This is a genomic window from Streptosporangium sp. H16, from assembly GCF_051918855.1.
GTDB lineage: Bacteria > Actinomycetota > Actinomycetes > Streptosporangiales > Streptosporangiaceae > Streptosporangium.
In genome coordinates, this window is the sequence record NZ_JBPXMD010000025.1 from 63,988 (window position 1) to 86,106 (window position 22,119).

Here is a 22,119-nt window from a genome sequence, read left to right on the forward strand (position 1 = left end):
GGCTTACCGCCCCAGGTACTGCTGCAGCCCGTTGGCCAGGGAGAGCGCGATCTTCTGCCGGAACGCCGGCTGCTGGAACTTGGCCGCCTCGGCGGGGTTCCTCATGTTGCCGGACTCGATGAAGATCTTGGGGACCGTGGAGAGGTTCAGGCCGCCGAGGTCGTTGCGGTAGTCGAGGGCGTCCTTGCCGATGTAGGTGGAGTACGACAGGCCGGTGCCGCGCCTGAAGGCGTTCCGCACGTCCAGGCCGAGCCTCTGGGAAGCCTTGACCACCGGATCGACCGGGCCACCGATCTTCTCCGGCATGATCACGTGGAAGCCGTGGTCGGCGGCGCTCGCCCCGTCTGCGTGGACCGAGATCGCCGCGTCCGCCTTCGCCCTGTTGCCGATCGCGGCCCGCTGGGTGATGCACGGCCCGACGCCGGAGTTGCTGTCGCGGGTCAGCTTCACCGTCGCGCCCCGGCTCTTGAGGATCTTGGCCAGACGCTGGGAGACGTCCCAGGTGAAGGCCGCCTCGCTGTAGCCGTTCGCGGTGGCGGTGCCGGTGGTGTCGCAGGGCTTCCACTGGGTCAGGACGTTGACCTTCTTGTTGATCTCCGCGGGGTGGCGGTAGTTCTGCCCGTTGTGGCCGGGGTCGATGACCACGACCTTGCCGCTGAGCGGCTCGCGGCCCTCGCCGCCGCGCCCGGTGGCGGGACTCGCGGTGGAATCGCCCGCCGCGCCGGCCGCCGCGTCGCCCGCCGGGCCGGTCAGGGTGTCGGCGGTGCCGCCGGCCGCCGGGGCCGCCGGGGTCACAGCCGTTCCGGCCGCGGGAGGGACGGGCCCGCGCTCTCGCGCGAGGTCCGCGCCCGCGGCGGTTCCACCGCAGGCGGCGACGCCGAGCCCGCACAGGACAAGGGTCGCCGCGAGTGCTTTACCGGTCACGCTCATCGCCCCCAAGGAAGTCGTCGACCATCCAACTTACGTGGCCTGAGGGCGTGACACGGCCGTTGTCGCGATATGTGCCCGCCCGTCACGAGGCGTGAGGTGCTTCCCCGTCACCCGCCTGTCACGAAGCGTGAGGTGCTTTCCCATCAGAGGTGCTTCCCCGTCAGAGGCGCCTTCCCGTCAGAGGCGCCTTCCCGTCAGCGTCGAATGTGCTTTCCGTCACGGAAGGCGGCGGCGTGGGCCCGTCACCAGGCGTGCTCGCCGACCTCCAGTTTCTGCAGGAGCGCGGCGAGCTCCCTGGCGTCCTCGGCGTCCAGCCCGAGGACCACGCGAGGCCGTCCCCAGGGGTGGTCGATCGAATGGGCCACGTAGCTGGCCACGGACTCAGCCCCGGCGTCGCCATTGCGGCCCCGGGCGGCCCGCCAGTGCGCCCACGCCCGCTCGAGTTCGGCGGCGGCCCGCTGGGCGCATGACACCAGTTCCGGATCACGCATTGTTACCCCCTCGTCTCGGCCAGAGTCAACACCGGCGGCGCGCCGCGGTTCACGATGTTGACCTGGTTTTGGGGAGGTCATGGAGCCTGCCTGGGCGTGCTGTAACGCTCCAGGCAGGCTCTTTAGCGTTCGGCGGAACTCGTGCTGTGCCGTACGACCAGCTGCGGCGCGACCTGGCGCAGGCGCGAGGTCTTGCCGGGGTCGCCGATCCGGTCGTTCAGCAGCGCGGCGGCGGAACGGCCCATGGCGCGGCGCGGCTGGTCCACGGTGGTCAGCGAGATCGGCTGGGTCCCGGCGCGGTGGATGTTGTCGTACCCGACCACGGACAGGTCCTCGGGAACCCGCAGACCCAGCTCGGCGGCCGCGGACAGCACGCCCATGGCGACCAGGTCGTTGGCGGCGAAGATCGCTGTGGGCCGGGGATCGCGCGTGAGCAGGCTGCGGGCCGCACGCGCGCCACCCTCCTCGCTGGACTCGCCCTCCTCGACCATGATGTACGGCGCCAGGGAGTGCCTGCGCATCGCGACCAGGTAGCCCTCGCACCGGAAGCGCCCGGAGGAGATGCCCGAGGCCTCGATGTGGGCGATCCTGCGGTGACCGAGCTCCACGAGGTGGTCGACGGCGAGGCGGGCGCCGAGCTGGTCGTCGTCGACGACGATGTCCACGCCGCCGAGGTCGATGTCGCGCTCGCCCACCACCACGGTCGGCGTGTAGCCGGTGGCCTCGATGAGCGTCCCGCTGGTGGGCGCGATGCCGAGCAGGACGAGCCCGTCGACGCGCAGCTCGAGGAACGCCTCGACCGCCTCGTCCTCGAAGGCGGGGTCCCACTGGCTGTTGCCGATGAGGAGTCTCAGCCCGTCACCGTGCAGGCTCTCCTGCAGGCCGTCCAGGAACTCCGCGTAGAACGGGTTGTGCAGGTCGGCGACGAGCGCCCCGACCAGGTGGGTGCGGCCCTCGACCAGGCTGCGCGCGACCGCGTTGGGCCGGTAGCCGAGGTCTCTGGCCGCCTGGAGCACGGCCTGCCTGCGATGCTCGCTGACGTGGGGCGATCCGCGCAGGACGAGCGAGACCAGTGATTTGGAGACACCGGCTCGTTCGGCCACGTTGCGGATCGTGGGTCTCGGGCGTGGCCCGCCGCCCCCCTCGGACAGAACGGGTTCGGCGAACCCGCGGGCTCGGGTGACGGTGGTGTTGACCGGCGGTCCTGACATGGCTCTCCCCCGCGATGGTGGATGGGCACCTGTCACTCAAAACGATCGAGTTCCGAATGGGGTACGGCTTGCGCGGAAGGGAACTCCGATCTTGACCCCGGCGCCGGGCGGATCGGCTCCGATAGGCTTCGCGGTGTGGGGTCGACATCCGGAGCCGCCGAACGGGCAAAACCCGCGGCGGGCGGCGCGCGACCGGCGCGGCGCAGGCTCACCGTCGACCGGCGCCGCGAGGAGCTCATGGCGGCGGCCCTGGAGCTGTTCAGCAGGCGTGACGCCGAATACGTGTCGATCGACGACGTGGCCTCCGCGGCCGGCGCGTCGCGGGCCCTGGTCTACCACTACTTCGGCGGCAAGCAGGAGCTCTACGTCGCCGCGCTGAAGAGCGCCGCGGCCCAGCTGGAGGCGAGGCTCAGACCTCAGGGCGGACAACCGCTGGACGAGCTGACCGGGGGTCTCACCCGCTACTTCGACTTCGTCGAGGAACACGCGACGGGCTTCGCCGCGCTGCTCAAGGGCGGTCCCGCCAACAGTAGCGGCGAGATCGGGGAGGTCGTCGACGCGGTCAGGCACCGGCTGCTCAAACTGATCATGAAGCAGATGCGGGTCGAGGAGCCGGGCCCCGTGCTCCGCGTCACGCTGCGCTCGTGGATCGCCTCCGTCGAGACCGCGGGCCTCGACTGGCTGGAGCGCCGCGACATCGAGCGGCGGGCGCTGGAGTGCATGCTGATCGGTCAGATGGTGGCGCTGCTCGGCGTGGCGGCCGAGCACGACTCGCAGGTCGGCGAGTTGCTGGACAACCTGGTCAGAGGTGGATCGAGCCGCCCTGCGGACCGGGAGAGGCCCGGGGCGGACGGCTGAGAGAACCCCCCTGGAAGGTGCTTCCGAGCCCTTCAGAGCCCGCGCTCGGTCGTTCGGAGCCCGCGCTCGGTCGTTCGGAGCCCGCGCCGGAGGGCGGGGTACGTGCTGGGGCGGCGCCGGGCGGGCGACGCCGCTCCCCACAAACCCGTGTGGCCTACACGCTCAAAGGGTGAGCGCGCACCAATCCCCCTAGGTCAGTGACGGCCCCCGTCTTACTCTGAGCGCTGCTGCGGAATCCCCGCGAGCAGCGCGCGAACCTCAGTCTCCCGGTACCGGCGGTGTCCACCCAGGGTGCGGATGGACGTCAATTTGCCCGCCTTCGCCCACCGGGTCACGGTCTTGGGATCGACGCGGAACATGGTTGCGACCTCCGCCGGGGTGAGCAGCGGCTCTGCCTCGGGTGTACGAGCTGACATTTGTGCGGCCTCTCCTCCATGTGGACCGGCGACAGCGATCCTGCGACTTGACGCTTGTCACGGATGTCCGCCTATGGCCCTTGCGTGCGGCTGTTTGGGCCATATGCGGCATCACCCGATGTGACCATACAGCCACGTAGAGCGATTGGCGAGCCTTTGAGCGACTCATCTCTCTTGTGCACGTGTTGTTGTCACGCTCGGTGATTCTAGCGACACGTTTCGTGGTATCGCAGTGAAAACGGCAAACTACTCAGTTCGTAGGTGCATCCCCGGTCATCGACGGACCTACTTACGCAGGTCGAAGGGATGATTTGCGACTCAGTTTGCCGATTCGAGAAGTTGTATTGATCGCCAGCGGAGGATGACGCGCTGGTACATGGCGAACGCCAGTTCTTCCTCGCCTTTTTCCAGACCTGTCAGCGCCGCCGCGAGCTCCGCCACGGATTCGTCGGACTGGAGCGTCTCGTCGTCCATGAGGTTGACGATCCCGCCGTAGTCGAGCTCGACCAGCGAATGCGGGTGGAACTCCTCCAGCCAGCGCGCCACGTCCTCGACCTCGGCGGTGACCGAGACCTCGCCCACCTGCCTCCTGATGATCTGCAGGGCGCGGGCGCTGCGGCGCCTGGCGTGGGCCATGGACGTGACGTAGATCAGGTTGCGCGTGGTGGTCGTGCCCCCCTTGCCCTCGCCGCCGTCGATGACCAGCCAGCGCTCGTTGCCGTCGAAGGGGACGAACCACGAGGTCGGAACGTGCCAGGTGGAGCCGCGGATGTGCGTGCGCAGCGCGGCGGAGTCGGTGCGGCGCTTGAACCGGTCGAAGTCGTCGGCCGTCTGCTCCGCGACGGCGGGTGGCACGAAACGCTCCATCAACTTGGGCGGGGTCGCCCCGCGAAAGCGTGAGAAGGCGAGCCAGGACCTCAGCCTGCTCTGCCACGGGCAGACGTACAGGACCTCCTCCACGCGCCTCAGATAGGCGTTGGGGCTCTCCTGGGCGGGTGCCGGAGCCGGTGGCACCCCCAGAAGGCGTCGCATCGCCTCGCCGTGTTCGGCGTGGAGGGCGCTCGCTCGGCGCGGTCGGTCGGCCGCCTCGGCGTAGGCGGCCCACGAGACGCGCTCCGCCGGGGCGAACGCGACCAGCGGTTCGTAGACGCGGAGGTACGCGGCATAGGGCAGCACGACCGCATCGTGTCACGAAGGACCGGCCGTTGTCCGTAGCGGACCGGCTTCCGCGGTGGTCGTCTCGGCCATTGAGATGGGACGTTCGCGCACGTCGTGCCTTTACGGACATGTGGTTACGCTGAGGGTGATCTCCGCCGCGACGGTGCGGCGGTAACGAACGACTGGGAGTCACCACAGTGACCGACGTCTTCGGGCTGTCCCACAAGGACGCGGGCCCGGCAACCGGTGGCCAGGCGAGGCACGAGCAGGTCGTTTTCTGCTCCGACGAGCGCAGCGGCCTTCACGCGATCATCGCCATCCACAACACCGCCCTGGGCCCCGGCCTGGGCGGCACCAGGTTCTATCCCTACGAGAGCGAGCAGGCCGCGCTGGCCGACGTGCTCAACCTCTCGCGGGCGATGGCCTACAAGAACGCCCTGGCGGGGCTCGACCTCGGTGGCGGCAAGGCCGTCATCATCGGCGACCCGGCGAAGGACAAGAGCGAGGCGCTGCTGCGCGCCTACGGGAGGTTCGTCCAGTCGCTCGGGGGCCGCTACTACACGGCGTGCGACGTGGGCACCTACAGCGAGGACATGGACATCGTGGCCCGCGAGTGCTCCTACGTGACCGGCCGCACGCTGGCCAACGGCGGGGCCGGCGACTCGTCGATCCTGACCGCCCTCGGCGTGTTCCAGGGCATGCGCGCCGCCGCCGAGCACACGTACGGGACGCCGACACTGCGCGGCAGGCGCGTCGGCGTCGAGGGTGTGGGCAAGGTCGGCCACCGCCTGGTCGGTCATCTGATCGAGGACGGCGCGGAGGTCGTGGTCTGCGACGTGAGCGAGCGGGCCGTGGAACGGCTGCGACGGATCCACCCCCGGGTCGAGGTCGTCGCCGACCGGCTGGAGCTCACCGCCGCCGACGTCGACGTCTACGCGCCGTGTGCACTCGGCGGGGCGCTGGACGACGAGACGGTGGCCCGCCTGCGCGCCACGATCGTCTGCGGCGGGGCCAACAACCAGCTGGCCCACCCCGGCGTGGAGAAGCAGCTCGCCGACCGCGGGATCCTCTACGCGCCCGACTACGTGGTCAATTCCGGCGGCGTCATCCAGGTCGCGGACGAGATCAGGGGATTCAACATGGAGCGGGCCCAGGCAAAGGCCACCCAGATCTACGACACGACTCTCAAGATCTTCTCTAGTGCGGCGGAGGATGGCGTCCCTCCGGCCGTCGCAGCCGATAGGCTGGCTGAGCGCAGAATGTCGGAAGTCGGGCGAATTAGGGGCATTTGGCTGGGCCACTAGCCCCACACGCCCATACGACGTACCGAGCCGGGCGTAAAACGGGTACGGTTGTAGGCGAACGAGAGCTGACGCCTAAGTCAGGTGGCGTCAGTGCGTGGTGCGTTAGCGACGAGGGGTCGGGCACGACCCCACACGAGGGGGTCGAGCCAATGGGGCGCGGCCGAGCAAAGGCCAAGCAGGTCAAGGTTGCTCGCCAGCTGAAGTACAACAGCGGTGGCACTGATCTTGAGCGTCTGCGCGACGAGCTCGGAGTCAGAGACGACTCCAACCACAATGACGACTCCAACGACGCCTACGACGAGCTGGCGGATCGGTACGCCGATTACGCCGATGACTTCGGCTCCGGAGATGACCGCGACGACGGGACATCCGGCCGCCGCTAGGCGGATTCCAGATTGACGGTGAGCAGGACACCCGGTGGTGAGCACAGTCCACCGGGTGTTCTTCTCGCTACGAGTCGACAATATGCGGCGCTCCGGTGGTCCGGAGCGCTTTTCGCCGTACCCGCCGGGGATCCGGCGCACCCCTTCGCGGCTCTCCGGACCGGTGACAAGATCCGTTCGGACCGGTGAGCAGGATCCGGCGCACCCCTCCCGGCCGGTGAGACCGGCCGGGAGGGACACGGGAGCGGCGGGGCCGCCTTCGCCGGGGAGGCGGGCGGATCAGCGGAAACGAGCCTGGCCCGAGCCCTCGACGATCTCGCCGAGCACCCAGGCGGGGAGGTCGCGCTCCCCGAGCAGCGCCAGGGCCGGATCCACGGCCTCGGCGGGGACGACCGCGGCCATGCCCACACCCAGGTTGAACGTCCGGTCCATGTCGGCCTGAGCCACTCCGCCGTGCCCGGCGAGCACCTCGAAGACGGCGGGCGGGGTCCACGACGAGCGGTCGAGCAGCGCGTCCAGGCGGGGGGGCAGCGAGCGGGACAGGTTGCCCGCCAGGCCGCCGCCCGTGATGTGGGCGTACGCGTGGACGTCGACCGCGCGGGCCAGCTCCAGGCAGTCGAGGGAGTAGATCCTGGTCGGCTCCAGCAGCTCCTCGCCCAGCGTCCGCCCCAGCTCGGGCAGCTCGGCCTCCAGGGACAGCCCGGCCCGGTCGATGATGTGCCTGACCAGCGAGTAACCGTTGGAGTGCACGCCCGAGGAGGCCAGCGCGAGGACCACGTCGCCCGCGCGGACCCTGTCGCGGCCGAGCATCCTGTCGGCCTCCACCACCCCGGTGGCGGCACCCGCGAGGTCGTACTCGCCGGCCTCCATGGCCCCGGGGTGCTCGGCGGTCTCCCCGCCGACGAGAGCGCAGCCCGCCAGGCGGCAGCCCTCGGCGACACCGCCCACGATCTCGGCGATCCGCTCGGGGACCACCTTGCCGCAGGCGATGTAGTCGGTCATGAACAGCGGTTCGGCGCCGCAGACGACCAGGTCGTCGACGACCATGCCGACCAGGTCGATCCCGATCGTGTCGTGCTTGTCGAGCCGCTGGGCCAGCATGACCTTGGTTCCGACGCCGTCGGTCGACGTGGTGAGCAGCGGCCGCCGGTACGACAGCAGGGCCGAGGCGTCGAAGAGGCCGGCGAAACCGCTGGCGTCGTCCACGACCTCTGGCCTGCGCGCCCGCGCGACCTTCGACTTCATCAGCTCGACGGCGCGCTCGCCCGCGTCGATGTCCACTCCGGCGGCCGCGTAGCTGGTCATGAAGCCTCTCTCTGCGCGCCCGGCCCGCTCAACGCTTGGCCTCCAGCACGTACTTGCCCACGTTGTCCTGGTCGATCGGGATGGGGTACTCGCCGTCGAAGCAGGCACGGCAGAGCCGGTCGGCGGGGATCGTGGTGGCCGCGGTCAGGCCCTCCAGCGAGATGTATCCGAGCGAGTCGGCGCCGAGCGAGGCGCGGATCTCCTCCACGCTCAGCGAACCGGCGATCAGCTCGGCCCGGGTGGCGAAGTCGATGCCGTAGAAGCACGGCCAGCTGACCGGCGGGGAGGAGATCCGGACGTGCACCTCCGTGGCGCCCGCCTCGCGCAGCATCTTGACGATCGCCCGCTGCGTGTTGCCCCGCACGATCGAGTCGTCCACGACCACCAGGCGCTTGCCCGCGACGACCTCTTTCAGCGGGTTGAGCTTCAGCCGGATGCCCAGCTGGCGGATCGTCTGGGACGGCTGGATGAAGGTCCGGCCCACGTAGGAATTCTTGACCAGACCTTGACCGTAGGGGATCCCGCTCTCCTCGGCGTAGCCGACGGCGGCGGGAGTGCCCGACTCGGGGGTCGGGATGACCAGGTCGGCCTCGACCGGGTGCTCGCGGGCCAGCACGCGGCCGACCTCGACGCGCGTGGTCTGCACGCCGCGCCCGGCGATCGTGGTGTCCGGGCGGGCCAGGTAGACGTACTCGAACAGGCAGCCCTTGGGCTCGGCGAGCGCGAACCTGCGCGAGCGCACGCCGCGCTCGTCGATGGTGATCAGCTCGCCCGGCTCGATCTCGCGGACGAACGTGGCGCCCACGATGTCCAGCGCCGCGGTCTCCGAGGCGACCACCCAGCCGCGCTCCAGGCGCCCGAGGACCAACGGGCGGACGCCCTGCGGGTCGCGGGCCGCGTAGAGAGTCTTCTCGTCCATGAAGACGAGCGAGTAGGCGCCCCTGACCTGCGGAAGCAGCTCGGCCGCCGCGTCGTCGATGGACTGGCTGCGGTCCTGGGCCAGCAGCGTCGTCAGCACCTCGGTGTCGGTGGTCGCCCTGGTGGATCCGGGAGCCAGGCGCCTGGCCAGCTCCGGGGTGTTGATCAGGTTGCCGTTGTGGGCGAGCGCGAGCCCGCCGGACTCGGTCGAGCTCAGCGTCGGCTGCGCGTTCTCCCAGACGCTCGACCCGGTCGTCGAGTAGCGGCAGTGGCCGATCGCCAGGTGGCCGCGGAGGGTCCCGAGCACGGACTCGTCGAAGACCTGGGCCACCAGGCCCATGTCCTTGTAGACGAGGATCCTGCTGCCCTCGCTGACCGCGATGCCCGCGGACTCCTGGCCGCGGTGCTGCAACGCGTACAGCCCGTAGTAGGTGAGTTTGGAGACTTCCTCCCCAGGGGCCCACACCCCGAAGACGCCACATGCGTCCTTCGGAGGCCGGTCGTGAGGATCAAGGTCATGGCTCAGATGGCCGTCGCCCTTCAGCACATGCTTCATTCTAGGTCGGCTTCTTCCCTGCTCGCACCCAGGGTCCGTTCCGCGGCATGTAGCACCCTGACCGAACGATCATCGGTGTTTTGCCGTGTCATCCTGTTTCGCCGGTGGCTGACAGGGGAGTGTGAGATATCCGGCATGCCCGAGCGTCGGGAGAAGAGACGTGACAACACCTGTGGACCCGAACCAGCCCGACCCACGGCGAGTGCCGCGGGACAGGCGCCCAGAGCAGGAAGGGTCCGGCTCGGAGGAGCCACAGGACACCTCCGAGGAGGCGGCCGTCCCCGGCGAGCACGAGCCCGCCGTCCCGGAGACGACCGCCTGGCCCGTCCCTCCTTCGAACGAGCCGCCCACGTGGCGGCAACCCCCCGCCCCGGCGGGCGAGTCCACGGGGTGGGCCGACCCCTCAGGTTCCGCCGAGTCTCCTGGCCAGGCCGGTTCCGCCGAGCCTTCCGGCCGGGCCGAGCCGACCGGGTGGACGGAGATCCCCGGCCGGGCCGAGCCACAGGGCCGGGAGCCCGGCGAGGGTTCCGTGTGGGGGTCGGGGACGCAGACGCCGCCGACTCCGGAGCCGTGGGAGGAGCCGGATCCCGAGACACCTGTGCCTGATCCCAATGAGACCCCGACCTGGCCGCCGTCCGCGATTCCCGCCGAACCACAGGTTCCGCCGCATCCGGACACGCCGACCGCGCCGGAGGTGCCGCCACCCGACCAGGCGGGCGGCCCGTACGCCGCGCCCGGAGGCACCCGTGAGGGGGCGGCGCCCGAGGGACAGCCCTACACGGTGCCGGGCACCACGCCGTCCGCCTACCCCGGCTGGGAGAGCGCCTCGGAGACCTCCGGCGAGTCCGACCGGCCCGGGGGGACAGACCACCCGGGGACACCGGCCGCCCCCACCCCGCCGTCGCGCTACGAGCAACCGGCGTCCTCCGGGGAACCTGCGACCCCGCAGCGGCCCGCCGAGCCCGCCGAGCCTGCCGAGCCCGCCGGTGGCTTCCAGGCGGACCGGCCGCCCGTTCCCGGCACCCCGGGAGCGCCCCAGCCGGGTTATTCACAGCAAACGGGACGGTATGGCCACGGGGAGCAGCCCACGTACGGGGAGGCGCAGCAGGCCGGGCAGCCCTACGGCGGTCCCGGTGCGCAGCCGTCACCCGCGACCGGTCCCTCCCAGCCGCTCCAGGGCGGCACACCGTACCCGGCCCCTCCGGGCGCGCCCGGCTATCCGTACGCCACGCCCTACCCGGCGTACCAGGACGAGGGGCGCAAGCCCGGCGGCGGGCTGGGCACCGCCGCGCTCGTGCTCGGGATCGTCGCGATCGTGTCGCTCGTCATCTGCGGCCTCGGCGTGCTGGTGGCGATCGTCGGTCTGATCGTCGGCATCGTCGCGCTCGCCAAGAAGTCCAGACCGGGCCGGGCCTGGGTGGGGATCGCGCTGAGCCTTCTCACCCTGGTGATCGCCGCGGTGTTCCTGAGCTGGCTCTACAGCAAGGTCGGCGACTGCGTCAACCTGCCGCCGGAGCTGCAGCGGCGCTGCATCGAGGACAGGTTCGGCGTCCAGGTGCCGGCCGCCCCGTAACGGCGGACGGGGGTCGACGGGGGTCGATGGGAGACACGGCCTGCCTGGGGCGGCTATCGGAGAGGAAGGTGGCCGGACAGGTCGGCGCGGGCCCCGCTCGCCGCGATCTTTCCGGCGGCCATCGCCTCGGACCAGGTCAGGCCGCCGGTGGCGAGTTCCAGCCAGGTGCGCGCGTCGGTCTCCACCACGTTGGGCGGGGTGCCCCGGGTGTGGCGGGGACCCTCGACGCACTGCACCGCCGCGTAGGGCGGGACCCGGACCTCGACGGTCCGGCCCGGCGCGGCCGTCGCCAGCTCGTCCAGCAGGTGCCGTACGGCGAAGCGAGTGATCTCCCGTTCCGGGCGGACCCCCCGCTCGAAGGCTCTCATCACCACGCTCACGCAGGCGCCCAGCAGCGCCGCGAGCCCTCCGGGTCCGTCGTAGGGCGGCTCGTCGAGAGCGCTCAGCTGGGTGTCGAGGGCGGCGCGGACCTTGGCCGCGTCGGGCTTGTGAGGTGGCACGTGATCCATGATGCCCGCCGGAGCCGCGTCCCGGGACAGCGCCCCGGACGGCTCGTTCCGGCAAACGGTTCATCGTCCCGGTCAACGTCGTTCACCTCGGGTTCGACCGGCTCGCGTAGCCTCCGGGCCGAAAGACCTCGCCCCTTTTTGGAGGACCCTGTGGCGAACATGTCGCCGCGCCGACTGCTCCCCCTGCTCACGAGCCCGCACAAGGGTGGACGCAGCGCGCTCACCTGCCGGTTCCGCTGCGGTGACCAGTGCGCCCACGATGTGACGAACACCAGCGACAACAGCTACTTCGGCGACGTGGTCGCCGAGGCGATGACCCGTCGCGGCGTGCTGCGGGCCGGTGCCCTGGGCGCCGTCGTCGCCGGGGTCGGGATCGGCACGACGCTCCCCGCCCTCGCCGACCCGGACGTGGACGCGAGCACCTTCGGCGGGGGCCACGGTCACGACCACGGCCAGAAGAGCGGTCTCCGCTTCACCGCCGTCGCGCCGAACACCGACGACAAGGTCACGGTCCCCGCGGGCTACCTGTCGGCGGCCGTGGTGCGCTGGGGCGACCCGGTTCTGCCCGGCGCCCCCGCGTTCGACTTCGAGAACCAGACGGCCGCCGCGCAGGCCAAGCAGTTCGGCTACAACTGCGACTACGTCACCCTCTTCCCGATGGGGCAGCACCGGGGCCTGCTCTGGGTCAACCACGAGTACAGCGACGAGACCCTGATGTTCCGCGGTTACACGGACGGCACCTCCGCGACGGAGGAGCAGATCAGGATCGGGATGGCCGCGCACGGCGGCTCGGTGGTCGAGATCGAGCGGGTGGGCGGGTCCGGCCAGTGGAAGCTGGTCACCCGGGGCTCCCGCCGCTACAACCGCCGCGTCACCGTGCACACCCCCATGAAGTTCACCGGCCCCGCGGCCGGCAGCGCCCTGCTGAGGACCGCCGCCGACCCCAAGGGCACCACGCCGATCGGCATGCTGAACAACTGCGCGGGCGGCACCACGCCGTGGGGCACGGTGCTCAGCGGTGAGGAGAACTTCAACCAGTACTTCGTCAACGGCAACGGCGTGCCCGAGGCGCAGAAGCCGTACCTCGCCCGGTACGGGGTGAACACCACGACGGGCATCCCGAGCGGCAACCGCAGGTTCGACAGGGTCGAGGAGCGTTTCGACCTGGCCAAGCACCCGAACGAGGTCAACCGCGCCGGCTGGATCGTGGAGATCGACCCGTTCGACCCCGACTCCACCCCGATCAAGCGCACCGCCCTGGGCAGGATGGCCCACGAGGGAGCCACCGTCTCCCTGGCCGCCGACGGCCGGGTGGTGGCCTACATGGGCGACGACTCCCGGTTCGAGTACGTCTACAAGTTCGTCTCCCGGGAGCGCTACATCCGGGGCTTCGACCGGCACAACCGGACCCTGCTGGACGACGGCACGCTGTACGTGGCGAAGTTCACCGGCGACAGCCCGGCCACCGAGATCGACGGCACCGGCAAGCTCCCCGCCGACGGGCAGTTCGACGGCTCGGGCGAGTGGATCCCGCTGGTCACCGGCAAGGTCTCGCACGTCCCCGGGATGACGGCCGCGGAGGTGCTCGTCTACACCCGTACGGCGGCCGACAAGGTCGGCGCGACCAAGATGGACCGTCCCGAGGACGTGGAGCGCAACCCCGTCACCGGCGGCGTCTACGTGGCCCTGACCAACAACGGCAACCGGACCCCTGCCCAGGTGGACGAGGCCAACCCGCGTCCGGCGAACAAGCACGGCCACGTCCTGGAGATCGTCGAGCGGCGCAACGACGCCGGGGCCACGACCTTCGCCTGGTCCCTGCCCCTGGTCTGCGGCGACCCGAACGACCCGGCGACCTACTTCGCCGGGTTCGACAAGACCAAGGTCTCGCCGATCTCCTGCCCGGACAACGTCGCCTTCGACGCCGACGGCAACCTCTGGATCTCCACCGACGGCAACCAGCTCGGCGCCAACGACGGCCTGTTCGCCATGCCGGTCCGCGGTCCCGAGCGCGGTCACCTGAAGCAGTTCCTGAGCGTGCCGGTCGGCGCGGAGACCTGCGGCCCGCTGGTCAGCGCGGACCAGCGCAGCGTCTTCGTGGCCGTGCAGCACCCCGGCGAGACCGACGGCGCCACCCCCGAGACCCCCAGCAGCCACTGGCCCGACGGCGGCAACTCCCAGCCCCGCCCGTCCGTCGTGGTCGCCTGGCACGCGAAGGGCGGCAAGATCGGCTCCTGATCCGGCCGCCGACTCGCACCCGCGTCCGCCCGCGGTTCGCGTCCCGGCACCGGCCCCGTCCGGACACCGGCCCGCGCCCGCTCGGGGGGACGTGGACCTGGTCCCGATCCGGCCGCCGGCTCGCACCGCTTCCGGCACCGGCTCGCGTCCCACCCCGGGGACGCGAGCCGGTGTCCTTCCGCGTGTCCGGGAACCTAACCCACCGGTACGGCGGGACGTTCCTCGGTGACCACCGGTGGGCCTGCGGGCCGGGAGGCCCGCAGCGACAGCAGGCTCACCGGCACGCCCACCAGCACGATGGCCGCGGCGACGACCAGCGTGTACCGGTACGCGTCCAGGAAGGCGGTCAGCTGCCCGGCGCCCTCCGCCAGGAGCGAGGACTGCCGCGCGCCGAGGATCGCCCCCAGGACCGTGATGCCGAGCAGGCCGAAGATCTCGCGCGAGACGTTCAGCACGCCCGAGGCGACCCCCGTCCTGCCCGCCGGGAGCGCGCCGAGGATCGCGGTGGTGAGCGGCACCAGCATGCCGCCGCCCACCCCGTAGACCAGGAACCACGGCAGCAGGTCACCGAACGACCCGCCCTCCCCGACGAACGAGATCCCGAACACCGACACGGCCATCAGCAGGAGCCCGGCCGCCACGGTCCGCGCGGTGCCCAGGGTCCGGTCAAGCCTCGGGGCGAGGGTGGCGGTGACGGCCATCACCAGCGCCATCGGCACGAACGCCGCCCCAGCCTCGATCGGCGAGAAGCCCAGCGCGTTCTGCAGGTACAGCGCGGTGAAGAAGTAGATGCCGAACACCCCGAAGGACCACAGGCCCATCGACAGCGTGCCCCCGCTGAACACCCGCGACCGGAACAGCGACAGGTCGATCATCGGCTCCCGGCCGCGGCGCTCGATCGTGACGAAGGCGAGCGCCGACACGACCGCGATCCCGAAGGCGCCCAGGATCTCCGGGGAGGTCCATCCGGCCCCCGCGCCCTCGATGAGCGCGTACGTCAGCGCGAACAGCGTCAGGCTCGACGTCACCAGGCCCGGGACGTCGAGGCCGCGCCGTACCGTCTCCTGGGGGGCCGTCCTGATCGCCCAGAGGCCGAGGCCGAGCGTCACGATCCCGATCGGCACGTTGATCAGGTAGATCCAGCCCCAGTGCCAGCGCTCGCTGATCAACCCGCCGGTCAGCGGGCCGAGGGCGAGGGCGAGCGCACCGACCGCGCTCCACAGGCCGACCGCCGTCGCGCGTTCCCTGGTGTCGGGGAAGATCGAGGTGAGCAGGGCCAGCGCCGTGGGGGTGAGGAACGCCGCCCCCACGCCCTGCACCGCCCGGGTGGCGATCAGCACGCCGCCGTCGGTGGCCATCCCGGCCGCGAACGAGGCCGCGGTGAACACGACGAGGCCGATCAGGAAGACGCGCCGCCGCCCGAAGACGTCGGCCAGGCGCCCGCCGACGAGCATCAGCCCGGCGAACACCAGGATGTAGCCGCTCACGATCCATTCCAGCCCGGAGATGCTCAGCCCGAGGTCGCGCTGGATCGTGGGCAGCGCCACGTTCACCACGTTGTTGTCGAGATATGTCATGAAGGTGGCCAGCGAGATCGCTCCCAGCGCCCACCACCTGCGGGTGTCCGTCATTCCTCGTCCTCTACGTTGTACTTATACGGCGTACATGTACGGTGCACAGTGGAACCCGTACGGCGTATAGTTGTCAAGCGTGATGGGGAAACTGACCCGCGAGGCGGTCGTCGAGCAGGCGCTGGAGATCGGCGACGCCGAGGGGCTGGCGGCGGTGACCATCCGGAGGCTCGCCCAGGAGCTGGGCGTCACCCCGATGGCGCTCTACTGGCACTTCAAGAACAAAGAGCAGCTGACCGCCGGCATGGCGGGCCACCTGATCGAGGGCTTCGTGATCGAGGGCGGCTACAGGGGCCCGTGGCAGGAGGGGCTCCGCGAGCTCGTCGCGGGCCTGGTCAGGGTGCTCCGGCGCCACCCGTGCGCGGCGGACGTGCTGGGCGCGGTGGACCACATGGAGGTGCCCGCCTACCTGGCGGTCTGGGACACGGCCCTCGGTCTCGCCAAGCGCGGCGGGTTCTCCGGCGACGAGAGTTGCATGATCTCCCAGTACCTGCTCAGCGGCGCGATCGCGCTGGCGGCGGGTCCGAGGAAGCCCTGCCCTCCCGGGCTCTCCGAGCAGGAGGCGGCCGAGCGGATGCGTCTCAAGCGGCTCAGGCTCCAGTCGCTGCCGCCGGACGTCTACCCGCACATCGTGGAGATGGCCGTGCCCCTCTCCGAGGGCGGCGCCCCCGACCTCTACGACACCTTCGGCGTCGACCTCCTCATGGCCGGCATCGAGGCGCTGTCCGCCCGCTCAGGAGGGCACTGACTCAGGAGGGCGACCCCGCGCGGCCGGAGCGGCGGGGACGGGCGAGGGCGGCCGTCAGGGCGCCCGTGAGCGCGACGGCGAACAGGACGGCGTAGGTCCGCTGGAAACCGGTCATCAGGTGCTCGACGGCGACGGGGGAGACGCGCGACAGCGTGCCCGCGTACACCTGCCCGCGCAGCTCGGCGCTGACCGAGCCGGTCAGGACGCTGAGCGTGAGGGCGACGCTCAGCACGATCCCGACATTCATGATCATGAGCCGGAAGCCGTTCACCACGCCCAGGCTCCCGGCGGGCAGGGCGGACATGACCTGGGTCGTGTTGCCGGTCAGGAAGGTGCCGCTGCCGCAGCCGCACAGGAACAGGCCCACCGCGATGATCCAGTACGGCGTGACGGGGTCGGTGTTCAGGAGCAGGACGCCCAGCCCGGTCGCGCTCATCAGGGCGCCGCCCACCGACAGCGCGTACGGCCTGACGCGGCGGCCGAGGGCGCCGGCGACGGGGGAGGCGAGCGCCATGCCGATCGGGACGGGGAGCACGCCCAGGGCCGCGGTGACGGCGTCGACGCCCCTGGCGGCCTGGAAGTAGAGGGCGACCAGCAGGATCAGCGCCGAGCGCGCCAGCGCGTTGCAGAAGGAGGCGAGGTTGGCGAAGGCCAGCATGCGCTCGCCGAACAGCCGCAGGTCGAGCACGGGATGCGAGGCCCGGCGCTCCACCGCGACCAGTACCGGCACCAGCACCGCCGCGATCGCCGCGCCGACGATCACCACGGGGCTCGACAGGCCGCGCGAGCCCGCCTCGGACAGCGCGATCAGGGCGGCGGAGAGGGCGGCGAACACGATCAGGTTGCCGAGCGCGTCCACCGGCCGGCGCTCTCCCCGCGGGACGCGGCGCAGTGTGAACGCTCCCCAGGTGAGGGCGATCAACCCGGCGGGCACGTTCATCCAGAAGATCCACTGCCAGCCGGCGGTCTCGGCGACGAGGCCGCCCAGGGTGGGACCGGCGAGCTGGGCGACCGAGAGGGTGCCGATGTAGACGCCCATGCCCTGGCTGAGCCGGTCGGGAGGGAAGGCGTCGGTGATGATCACTGTTCCGTTGGCGAGGATCATCGCGGCGCCGACCGCCTGCACCGCGCGCATCGCGATCAGGAACCAGATGCCCGGCGAGAGCCCGGCCAGCAACGATCCGGCGGTGAACAGGACGAACCCCGCCAGGTAGATCTCCCGGCGGCCGAGCAGGTCGGCCACCCGTCCGAAGAACACCAGCGTCGCGGTGTTGACGAGCAGGAAGGCGAGCAGGACCCAGCCCGCGGAGAACGCGTCCGCGTGGAAGTGCCTGACCACGGTGGGAAGCGCCACGTTCAGGGTGCTGCCGGAGATGCCGATCATGACCAGACCGAGGCTGGTGACCGAGCAGACCCGCCACGCGTAGCGGAGTTTTGATAGGTATTCGGGGGATCCGGGCAGGTCTTGGGGAATTGCGACCATGGCTCCCAGTCTGACGTACGTTGTACGTCGACCGTGATCCGGTCTCACCCCGAAGCGCGTCCTGCTCCCGCGTCCACGTGCCGGATCAGCGGAGGGGCGTGCCCTTCCTCTCGCGGGCGGGCACGCCCCTCCGCTGATCCGTACGACGCGGTCGTACTGCCCTTTTGGCTCCGGTGTGTCCTCAGTGGGCCCGTCTACGCAGGCCCTCCATGTCGTGGATGATCACGCGGCGCCGGCCCGTCTCGATCAGCCCGCGGTCGCGCAGGGAGCGCAGCGCCTTGCTGACCGCCTCACGGGAGGCCCCCGTCCAGCCGGCCAGCTCGTCCTGGGAGAGCGGCAGCGCCACCCGCACCCCGCCGTTGTCCGGCTCGCCGTACCGCTCGGCCAGCTCGACCAGCCGGGTGGCCACGCGGCCGGTGGTGTCGAACGCGCCGTACTCGATGCGCTTGCGGTCGGCGTCACGCATCCTGCCGATCACCATCTGCATCAGCAGGACGGCGACTCTCCCGTGGGCCTGCAGGTACGAGGAGAAGTCGCGGACCGTGATCCCCTCCACGGGTTCGAGGGCGGTGACCGTGGCGGATCTGGGCAGCCCGTCCATCGCCGCGAACTCGCCGACCAACGCCCCCGGTCCCCGCACCGCGAGGACCACCTCACCGCCGACCGCGGTGTGCGAGGACACCTTGACGCGGCCGGAGGTCAGGACGAGCACCCAGTCGCTCACGTCGCCCTCGGTGCATATCGTCGCGCCCCTGTCCCAGCGCCGGGGTCGCCCGGCGGCGTACAGGGCCTTTACCTCGTCTTCTGTGAGCAATGTGATGAATTCGCCCGGTTCGGGGGAAGAAGTCATAACCACCTCCTGGCGATCTCGATTGTGTTCGTACGGCTCCCGCGGCGAAAGGTACTTTTACGAGAGCCCAGACAGCACGTAGGCATGGACGGGTTGTTCCCTACCCTTGAGGTTGAGCCAGCCCAGGGACTGGGTCTTGGCCCGGGGGCCGATCAGGTCGAGGGTGGTCTGGCCGATCACGACGCTGCCGGGCTCCGCGATCCCCTCGAGCCGGGCGGCCACGTTGACGCAGTCGCCCATCGCGTTGAACCCGCGCAACTCGGGGCTGCCGATGTTTCCGACGAGCGCCTCACCGGTGTTGATGCCGATCCTGAACCGAGGATATCCGGGCGTTCCCGCCGCGATCTCCTCGGCCGCCTCCTGCATCGCCAGGCCCGCCCGCACCGCGGCGAGGGCGTGGTCCTCCTGCCGGGAGGGGGCGTTGAACAGCGCGAGCAGCGCGTCGCCCACGAACTGCACGATCGTGCCGCCGTTGCCGAGCACGATGGGCACGGCCGCGGTGTGGTACCGGTTCAGCATCTCGACGATCTCGCCGGGCGCCACCCGCTCGGAGAAGCTCGTGAAGCCCTTCAGGTCGGCGAAGAGCGCGGTCAGCTCCACCAGCTCGCCGCCGAGCGCCGCCGTCTGCGGGTCGGCGAGCAGCGACTGGGCCACGTCCGGCGACATGTACTGCCGGAACAGGGTCTCCAGCTCGCTGTAGAGCCGGGCGTTCTCCAGGGAGATGGACATCTGGCCGGCCAGCGTGGCGGCGAGCGCCTCGTCCTGCGGGGTCCTGCCGATCGGCACCTCCAGTGCCCCGGCGAGCCTGCCCTTCACCGTCAGCGGGTGCAGGACCTTCCCCTCCAGCCGGATCGGCTGGTCCTCGGGGAAGTCCCGCTGGCCGTACTCCTTGGAGTTCACGGTGACCCGGCCGTTGTCGACCAGCTTGATCCGGACGTCCCCGTACGCCTGCCGCACGCGGTCGAGGCCCTGGGCCAGCATCTCCTTCTCCGGCAGGCCCACGCGGGCCTGCCTGCCGATGTCGGCCAGCGCCGCGAGCCGGTCGCTCAGCTCCCGCTCGTTGGCCAGCGCCTCGCCCGCCCGGTCGAGCACCGCCACCTGCGAGTCGGTGAGCCCGAACTTGCCCGCCAGCCTGGTCGCGATCGGGACCCTGCTCTCCTCCCTGCGCCGCAGGTGACCGACGAGCTCCTCCAGGGCGGCCTCGTAGTCGGCCCTGATCCTGCTGACCGTCGCCGACAGCGCCACCGAGTCGAACAGCCCCGCGCTCGTGCCCTCCCGCCGGAACTGCAGGTAGGCGCTGTAGGCGACGAAGACGAACGCCGTGGTCAGCAGCGCGTGCCACAGCCACCACGACAGGTGCCAGTTGCGGTGGGACAACCCCGCGACCAGCGCCTCGGCGAGCAGCGCGTACGCGGTGACCAGGCTGATCAGCACGACCGCCGGGCGCCTGCGGTGCAGCTGGAACATCATCGCCGCCGCCGCCGCGAACAGGGCCACCCCGACCCACTCCACCCCGCCCAGGCCGATGTTCTCGGGAGGCGGACCGCTGAGCGGTGTCAGGCGCGGCACCAGGCAGGCCACCCCCCACAGGATGATCAGGAGGGCGAGACCGCCGCGCAGCCACATCTGGTTCCTCAGCACGGCCGCGGCCGCCCGCTCGCCCAGCGGCAGTGCCGACGCGAACGCGAACACCGAGGCCACGAGAAGACCGACCGGGTGAGAGAGGTCGAAGCCGTAGCTTATTTTGTCCAGGATGACCGTCGGAGTGGTCAGCCCGTGCACCAGGAACGATCCCGCGCCGCTCAGGAAGACCAGCGAGACCAGCAGCAGCCGGGCGTCCGCCCGCCGGGCCGACGCCTCGCCGACCATGAGGCCCAGGACCAGGTTGACCCCGGCGATGGTGATGATCAGCCAGAAGTGGCTGGGGTTGTCATGGAGGACGATGTTCAGGTCGGGCTCGGCGAGCAGCAGCCAGAGGCCGAGCATCGGCAGCGCCAGATGCAGCGCCCACACCACGGTGCGGATCGGCTGGGTCGCCGGTGGTAGGTACGGTTCCCGTCGGGCCCGGTCTTCCGTGACCGCGTCTGTCGGGTTGATGGTCGGCACGGTGGCCTCCGCGTCTGGAGAACCCTGCGGGTTCCCTGTCTTGTTCGTCCACGCCCAGCGGGCGGGTTCCCCCGAACGGTCCGATTATCCCGTACGGGGGCGGTACCGGCAGGCGAGTTAATCGCCGGGCTTCCGACACCGAAGTGTGATGTTTCATGTGCCAACCGTTGGAACGGTTGAAACGTGTACTACGCGTACCTCTCCCATCACACCATGCTCTGGTGTCGCAGAAAGGAAGCCCAGTGGCTATCACGTTGCCGGGCGGACGCACGCTCGCCGCAGTGACCGTTGGCGTGCTCGTTGGAACGTTGTTCACCGCGAGCGGCAGCGCCGTCGCCTCGTCGGCGACGGCGGAGATTCACGCGTGCGTCCACAAGCAGACGCGCTACACCCGGATCGTCAACGCGACGGCCAGGTGCAGGCCGACCGAGGTCCGGATCAAGTGGGGGCAGACGACTCAGGGCCAGCAGGGTCTCGCCACCGCCGGGCCGCAGGGCCCGCGAGGCGCGCAGGGTCCCAAGGGCGACACCGGACCGCAGGGCCCGCAGGGACCGCAGGGCCCGCAGGGGCAGCAGGGCTTCAGGGGCCTCAAGGGCGCCGTCGGCCCGCAGGGGCCCAAGGGTGAGACCGGTCCGCAGGGTCTCAAGGGTGAGGCCGGTCCGCAGGGTCCCAAGGGGGATGACGGCAAGCAGGGGCCGCAGGGCCTCAAGGGCGACGACGGCAGGAACGGCATTCAGGGCGAGAGGGGCCCGGCGGGTCCGGCCGGTCCCAAGGGTGCCGACGGCAAGCCCGGCAGGGACGGCGACGACGGCCGGAACGGCAGGGACGGCAGGGACGGCGACGACGGTAAGAGCGCCTACGAGGTCTGGCTCGAACTGCCGGGTAACAGGGGCAAGTCCAAGGCGGAGTTCATCGCGTCGCTGAAGGGCCCCAAGGGCGACCCCGGCACGCCGGGATCGGGTGGCGGCGGCGGAACCCCCACCGTCACCACCGTCAGCACGCAGTTCAACTTCGGTGGCCAGGGCGGCAGCCAGAGCGTGAGCTGCGGTTCGGGCAAGGTCGCCACGGGCGGCGGCTTCAGCAGCAGCAGCGGTAGCGCTTCCAGCCAGATCTACACGAGCGCGCCCACCGGCTCCACGCCCACCGGCTCCACGCCCACCGGCTGGACCGTGAGCGGCAAGAACACCAGCGGCACCGTCTACGCGATCTGCATGTAGTCCTGACCCCGGATCGGGCGCGGAACGCCGGACACGAGATCGAGAGAAGGCGTTCCCGCCGGTCACGGGGGCAATGGCAAGACCCAGGGCGTCGTGTACGTGATCCGCGCGGCCGCCTGATCGTCCGACCCGTTCGCGGGAACGCGACGGGCGGGCGGTGCGGCGGGGACCCCTCGTCCCCGCCGCACCGCCCCCCGGCGCCGACCGTGTGATCCATATAAACGGGCCAGGCCT

At 70.8% G+C, this 22,119-nt stretch carries 19 protein-coding genes; 7 read left to right on the top strand and 12 right to left on the bottom strand.

The features are described 5' to 3' along the window. Positions 1–3: 3 nt before the first annotated feature. From ACTOQ2_RS32415 to ACTOQ2_RS32425, 3 genes are all read right to left on the bottom strand, one after another. On the bottom strand, positions 4–930 hold the full coding sequence (locus tag ACTOQ2_RS32415) for an N-acetylmuramoyl-L-alanine amidase (RefSeq protein WP_440104628.1): 927 nt from the start codon (positions 928–930) through the stop codon (positions 4–6). Between the two features lie 242 nt (positions 931–1,172). Continuing rightward, positions 1,173–1,421 (bottom strand): hypothetical protein, encoded by a 249-nt coding sequence (locus ACTOQ2_RS32420; RefSeq protein ID WP_362695682.1) that lies wholly within the window; start codon positions 1,419–1,421, stop codon positions 1,173–1,175. Positions 1,422–1,543: 122 nt separating this feature from the next. Then, a complete protein-coding gene (locus tag ACTOQ2_RS32425; RefSeq protein WP_440104629.1) occupies positions 1,544–2,632 on the bottom strand; it encodes a LacI family DNA-binding transcriptional regulator in 1,089 nt (362 codons plus the stop codon). A gap of 135 nt (positions 2,633–2,767) precedes the next feature. On the opposite strand from ACTOQ2_RS32425, the gene ACTOQ2_RS32430 reads away from it, so the two are divergent. Beyond that, a complete protein-coding gene (locus ACTOQ2_RS32430) occupies positions 2,768–3,490 on the top strand; it encodes a TetR/AcrR family transcriptional regulator (protein WP_440104630.1) in 723 nt (240 codons plus the stop codon). Between the two features lie 212 nt (positions 3,491–3,702). On the opposite strand, the gene bldC is transcribed toward ACTOQ2_RS32430, so the two are convergent. Next, positions 3,703–3,906, bottom strand: a complete 204-nt coding sequence (gene bldC / locus ACTOQ2_RS32435; RefSeq protein ID WP_013133571.1) for a developmental transcriptional regulator BldC — start codon at positions 3,904–3,906, stop codon at positions 3,703–3,705. A gap of 318 nt (positions 3,907–4,224) precedes the next feature. After that, positions 4,225–5,082: a hypothetical protein gene (locus ACTOQ2_RS32440; protein WP_362844417.1), complete on the bottom strand. Its 858-nt coding sequence runs from the start codon at positions 5,080–5,082 to the stop codon at positions 4,225–4,227. A 179-nt stretch (positions 5,083–5,261) separates the two neighbouring features. Here ACTOQ2_RS32440 and ACTOQ2_RS32445 point away from each other — a divergent pair, with 179 nt between their 5' ends. Further along, positions 5,262–6,368, top strand: coding sequence for a Leu/Phe/Val dehydrogenase (locus ACTOQ2_RS32445; RefSeq protein ID WP_440104631.1), 1,107 nt, complete (start codon positions 5,262–5,264; stop codon positions 6,366–6,368). A gap of 149 nt (positions 6,369–6,517) precedes the next feature. Further along, positions 6,518–6,751 carry a DUF3073 domain-containing protein gene (locus tag ACTOQ2_RS32450; RefSeq protein WP_344747622.1) on the top strand — a complete coding sequence of 78 codons (234 nt, stop codon included), beginning with the start codon at positions 6,518–6,520 and terminating at the stop codon, positions 6,749–6,751. A 279-nt stretch (positions 6,752–7,030) separates the two neighbouring features. Here ACTOQ2_RS32450 and purM read toward each other — a convergent pair whose 3' ends face one another. Then, entirely contained in the window at positions 7,031–8,056 is a 1,026-nt protein-coding gene (gene purM / locus ACTOQ2_RS32455; RefSeq protein WP_440104632.1) for a phosphoribosylformylglycinamidine cyclo-ligase, read from the bottom strand. Between the two features lie 28 nt (positions 8,057–8,084). Then, a complete protein-coding gene (gene purF, locus ACTOQ2_RS32460) occupies positions 8,085–9,530 on the bottom strand; it encodes an amidophosphoribosyltransferase (RefSeq protein WP_362844424.1) in 1,446 nt (481 codons plus the stop codon). 160 nt (positions 9,531–9,690) lie between these two features. On the opposite strand from purF, the gene ACTOQ2_RS32465 reads away from it, so the two are divergent. Further along, positions 9,691–11,103 (top strand): hypothetical protein, encoded by a 1,413-nt coding sequence (locus ACTOQ2_RS32465; RefSeq protein WP_440104633.1) that lies wholly within the window; start codon positions 9,691–9,693, stop codon positions 11,101–11,103. A gap of 53 nt (positions 11,104–11,156) precedes the next feature. Here ACTOQ2_RS32465 and ACTOQ2_RS32470 read toward each other — a convergent pair whose 3' ends face one another. Then, positions 11,157–11,612, bottom strand: coding sequence for a sterol carrier family protein (locus ACTOQ2_RS32470; protein WP_440072072.1), 456 nt, complete (start codon positions 11,610–11,612; stop codon positions 11,157–11,159). Positions 11,613–11,771: 159 nt separating this feature from the next. Here ACTOQ2_RS32470 and ACTOQ2_RS32475 point away from each other — a divergent pair, with 159 nt between their 5' ends. Beyond that, the gene (locus ACTOQ2_RS32475) at positions 11,772–13,850 is read left to right on the top strand and encodes a PhoX family protein (protein WP_440104662.1); all 2,079 of its coding nucleotides are present in this window, start codon (positions 11,772–11,774) and stop codon (positions 13,848–13,850) included. 194 nt (positions 13,851–14,044) lie between these two features. On the opposite strand, the gene ACTOQ2_RS32480 is transcribed toward ACTOQ2_RS32475, so the two are convergent. Beyond that, entirely contained in the window at positions 14,045–15,481 is a 1,437-nt protein-coding gene (locus ACTOQ2_RS32480; RefSeq protein WP_440104634.1) for an MFS transporter, read from the bottom strand. A gap of 82 nt (positions 15,482–15,563) precedes the next feature. Between ACTOQ2_RS32480 and ACTOQ2_RS32485 the strand changes: the two genes are divergently transcribed. Further along, entirely contained in the window at positions 15,564–16,229 is a 666-nt protein-coding gene (locus ACTOQ2_RS32485) for a TetR/AcrR family transcriptional regulator (RefSeq protein ID WP_440104663.1), read from the top strand. A gap of 1 nt (position 16,230) precedes the next feature. Here the strand turns inward: ACTOQ2_RS32485 and ACTOQ2_RS32490 are convergent, their stop codons facing one another. The 3 genes from ACTOQ2_RS32490 to ACTOQ2_RS32500 all read right to left on the bottom strand — a co-directional run bounded on the left by ACTOQ2_RS32490 (position 16,231) and on the right by ACTOQ2_RS32500 (position 20,668). Beyond that, positions 16,231–17,712 (bottom strand): MFS transporter, encoded by a 1,482-nt coding sequence (locus tag ACTOQ2_RS32490; RefSeq protein WP_440104635.1) that lies wholly within the window; start codon positions 17,710–17,712, stop codon positions 16,231–16,233. Between the two features lie 181 nt (positions 17,713–17,893). Beyond that, a complete protein-coding gene (locus ACTOQ2_RS32495; protein ID WP_440104636.1) occupies positions 17,894–18,562 on the bottom strand; it encodes a Crp/Fnr family transcriptional regulator in 669 nt (222 codons plus the stop codon). 57 nt (positions 18,563–18,619) lie between these two features. Further along, entirely contained in the window at positions 18,620–20,668 is a 2,049-nt protein-coding gene (locus ACTOQ2_RS32500; protein ID WP_440104637.1) for an adenylate/guanylate cyclase domain-containing protein, read from the bottom strand. 242 nt (positions 20,669–20,910) lie between these two features. On the opposite strand from ACTOQ2_RS32500, the gene ACTOQ2_RS32505 reads away from it, so the two are divergent. After that, on the top strand, positions 20,911–21,885 hold the full coding sequence (locus ACTOQ2_RS32505; protein ID WP_440104638.1) for a hypothetical protein: 975 nt from the start codon (positions 20,911–20,913) through the stop codon (positions 21,883–21,885). The last annotated feature ends 234 nt before the right edge of the window (positions 21,886–22,119 follow it).

What these genes read in the sequence shown, in the direction of transcription:
- ACTOQ2_RS32415 (WP_440104628.1), bottom strand. Translation starts at nt 930, where the DNA reads ATGAGCGTGACCGGTAAAGCACTCGCGGCGACCCTTGTCCTGTGCGGG.
- ACTOQ2_RS32420 (WP_362695682.1), bottom strand. Translation starts at nt 1,421, where the DNA reads ATGCGTGATCCGGAACTGGTGTCATGCGCCCAGCGGGCCGCCGCCGAA.
- ACTOQ2_RS32425 (WP_440104629.1), bottom strand. Translation starts at nt 2,632, where the DNA reads ATGTCAGGACCGCCGGTCAACACCACCGTCACCCGAGCCCGCGGGTTC.
- bldC (WP_013133571.1), bottom strand. Translation starts at nt 3,906, where the DNA reads ATGTCAGCTCGTACACCCGAGGCAGAGCCGCTGCTCACCCCGGCGGAG.
- ACTOQ2_RS32450 (WP_344747622.1), top strand. Translation starts at nt 6,518, where the DNA reads ATGGGGCGCGGCCGAGCAAAGGCCAAGCAGGTCAAGGTTGCTCGCCAG.
- purM (WP_440104632.1), bottom strand. Translation starts at nt 8,056, where the DNA reads ATGACCAGCTACGCGGCCGCCGGAGTGGACATCGACGCGGGCGAGCGC.
- purF (WP_362844424.1), bottom strand. Translation starts at nt 9,530, where the DNA reads ATGAAGCATGTGCTGAAGGGCGACGGCCATCTGAGCCATGACCTTGAT.
- ACTOQ2_RS32470 (WP_440072072.1), bottom strand. Translation starts at nt 11,612, where the DNA reads ATGGATCACGTGCCACCTCACAAGCCCGACGCGGCCAAGGTCCGCGCC.
- ACTOQ2_RS32475 (WP_440104662.1), top strand. Translation starts at nt 11,772, where the DNA reads ATGTCGCCGCGCCGACTGCTCCCCCTGCTCACGAGCCCGCACAAGGGT.
- ACTOQ2_RS32480 (WP_440104634.1), bottom strand. Translation starts at nt 15,481, where the DNA reads ATGACGGACACCCGCAGGTGGTGGGCGCTGGGAGCGATCTCGCTGGCC.
- ACTOQ2_RS32485 (WP_440104663.1), top strand. Translation starts at nt 15,564, where the DNA reads ATGGGGAAACTGACCCGCGAGGCGGTCGTCGAGCAGGCGCTGGAGATC.
- ACTOQ2_RS32490 (WP_440104635.1), bottom strand. Translation starts at nt 17,712, where the DNA reads ATGGTCGCAATTCCCCAAGACCTGCCCGGATCCCCCGAATACCTATCA.
- ACTOQ2_RS32495 (WP_440104636.1), bottom strand. Translation starts at nt 18,562, where the DNA reads ATGACTTCTTCCCCCGAACCGGGCGAATTCATCACATTGCTCACAGAA.